The organism is Collimonas fungivorans, assembly GCF_028292705.1.
In the GTDB taxonomy this organism is placed as follows: Bacteria; Pseudomonadota; Gammaproteobacteria; order Burkholderiales; family Burkholderiaceae_D; genus Collimonas; species Collimonas fungivorans_B.
Window position 1 is genome coordinate 1 of record NZ_JAQGLV010000123.1, and the last position, 2,635, is coordinate 2,635.

The 2,635-nt window shown below is 59.5% G+C and carries 3 protein-coding genes; all 3 read right to left on the reverse strand.

Annotated features, from left to right (window positions below):
* Positions 1-205: 205 nt before the first annotated feature.
* On the reverse strand, positions 206-943 hold the full coding sequence (locus JWQ61_RS05935) for a LuxR family transcriptional regulator (protein ID WP_120233758.1): 738 nt from the start codon (positions 941-943) through the stop codon (positions 206-208).
* Between the two features lie 15 nt (positions 944-958).
* Entirely contained in the window at positions 959-1,972 is a 1,014-nt protein-coding gene (locus JWQ61_RS05940) for a response regulator (RefSeq protein ID WP_014004146.1), read from the reverse strand.
* A gap of 54 nt (positions 1,973-2,026) precedes the next feature.
* A partial coding sequence (locus tag JWQ61_RS05945) for a sensor histidine kinase KdpD (protein WP_304359710.1) occupies positions 2,027-2,635 on the reverse strand: 609 nt, incomplete at its 5' end.

Below are 2,635 nucleotides of genomic sequence, written 5' to 3' on the forward strand. Positions count from 1 at the left end.
GGCCGGCGACGCTGACCGACACCGACAGGTCGCGGGCGATCAGCGGCAGGATGCCGCCGACAATGTTTTCATCGAGGCCGGCGATGAAAGCCACCAGCGCGAGCAGATAGATACGACGATCCATGGATGGTTTTTGTTGAGTGAGCGGGAAGAGCGCAATGTGCGGCAATCAGCCGCACAGCCAGCATAGCCGATGCCTTGCCGTTCAGGTATTGGGTTTGATGATACCCATCATGACCGCTCTGCTAATGGCATGGCGAGTGCTGTAGACGCCCAGTTTCATCGCCACGTTCTTCATGTGGAAATACACGGTGCGTTGCGATATGCCGAGGATCAGTCCGATTTCGCTGCTGGTCTTGCCGTCGGCGCTCCAGCGCAGGCATTCGAGTTCGCGCGCCGACAGGATCGGCTCCTGGTTCGGGGCGACCTTGCGCCACAAGCGTTCAGTCGCTTCCTGCAGATAGACGCCGAGCAGCAGGGCGTCGGCCTGGGCTGCGGTAGACAGCGCAGCCGGGCCTGCCGCATTGCTGTAGAAATCAAGGCGGCTCACCGTATGCTTGCTGTGCAGCGCCACGCTCATGCCTTGCGTGACGCCCTTGGTCTTCAACAAGGGATAGATCTGTCCGCCATGCAGCAGGCACAACTGGTCGACCTGCCAGTTCAGCGGCAGGCAGGAACGCGCCAGATGCTGCCGGACCGGATCGGTCTTGTCGTCGGCCGGCTGGCTGAACTGCTGCAGCATGGCGCTTGGCAGGCTGCCGAACAGCTGCACCTGCGCAGCGCCGTTGACGCTGGCGATCTCCATCCGCAACATGAAATCGCACATGCCGAGCTGCGCCAGCAGCCGCTGCATGCATGCGCGCAGCTGCTCCCAGTCGGGGGCCTGCACGACCTGCAGCAGGTCGGGAGCGGATAATCGAGGAGCGGTTTCGCTTCGCAGCATGGGATGTATAGGGCTCTATGATTTTATGTCGGCGGACTGGTCGCGCAAGAAATCCGCCAAGGAATAAAAGGGTTCGCGTAAATAATGGGTCGGGAAATCAAACAGCGCCCAATAGTAGTCCTGGGCGCCGAAACAAATCTGCGCCGGCAGGCAGTATGATAGCCAATCGTGGCGCAACGCGTCGGTATACATGCCGCCGCTGTCGGAAAAGAACGGCACCAGCCGCATTTCGCGCAAGCCGGTCAGCAATTCCAGCGGCGCGCCATAGTCCTGTGCCACCTCCAGCTGCGACATCAGGCTGGCTTCGGTTTCCACCACCATCAGCGTCGCCTTGCCCTGCATGTCGAAGAACAGGATGCCGGTCGGATTGGGAAACAGGTAATACTCGACAAAGCCGTGCCGTTTGCACAGCTGTTCGACTAGCGTTTCCAGCGCCGGGTCCGACAGGAAGGTATAGGAATGGCGCGACAGCAGGTCTTTCAGCGTCAGCGACTGGGCATGGAAGAATTCCTTTTGCAGGCTGCGGATTTCCAGTTCCAGGTGGTCGAGCGCATCGTGGTCGCTTTTCTTGATGAAACGGTCGATCAGGCCGCGGTTGAAGGCGTCGATCGCGATCTTTTCGTCGGCCTGGCCGGTGAACAGGATCTTCTTGCAAGGCAGGTCTTGCACCGCCTGGCAAAACGCCAGGCCGTTCATTTGCGGCATGGCGTAGTCGATCACCAGCACCGACGGCAGCAGGAAACGGCGGCGGTTCATCGATTGCCGGTAAATCTGCTCGATATCGACCGCCACCGTGCGCCGCTCGAACGAAAACGCCTGCTCATCGTAATTGACCCGGATCGACTGGCTCTTGCTGGGCGAATGGCGATAGGCGTCGCGCAGCCACTCGAGGGCGGCCTGGGTATCGTGGAACACCTTGCGCGCCATGTGCGGCGGCAGCTGGAAAGCCAGGCTGTCGAGGAAACTCTGGCTATCGTCGATCAGGATAGTCAGGGTTGGATGTTGATAAACAGGTAATGAAATGTTCATGTCGGGGCATTGCAGGCGCAGGAAATGGAGCGAGCGCTTGGTATGGAAAGACAGTTAATTTAACAGAGAGCGCACATCTGCTGCTTTTTGTTGCACTATGGGTGGAAAATCCAGCACAAAAATGGTGTAGCGGAGCGGACGTGAAACCACGCGTATGCGGGCGCCCCAGGCTTCCAGCACGTCTTTGCAAAATGCCAGTCCGATACCGGTGCCGCTGGATTCGGGATAAGCGTAAAAGCGTTCGAAAATCTGCGATGCGCGGCCTGCTTCTATGCCGCAGCCGGTATCGATGAACAGCAGCCTTGGCCGGGCCCGGGCGCCGTCCAGCACGATCCGGACGCGGCCCTTGCCGACGCGCTGGATCGAGGTCAGCGCATTGCGCAGTAGATTGATCAGGACCATCGAGCACAGCTCGACCTGTCCCAGCAAACGAAAATCGGAGCGCACCGTGACGGCCACCAGTTCGCGCTGTTCCTGATTGACGAACGGATAGCGCTGCATCATCAGTTCCACTACTGCCGCCATCGATACGATGTCCTTCGGTATCAGGTTTTCCCTGCCGGTCGACGCGCTCAGCAGGAACAGGTCAATCACGTTGTTCATGTGCCGCACTTCGAGCTCGATCCGGGCCAGCGCTTTTTCCATCGGCACCTGGCTTGGCGT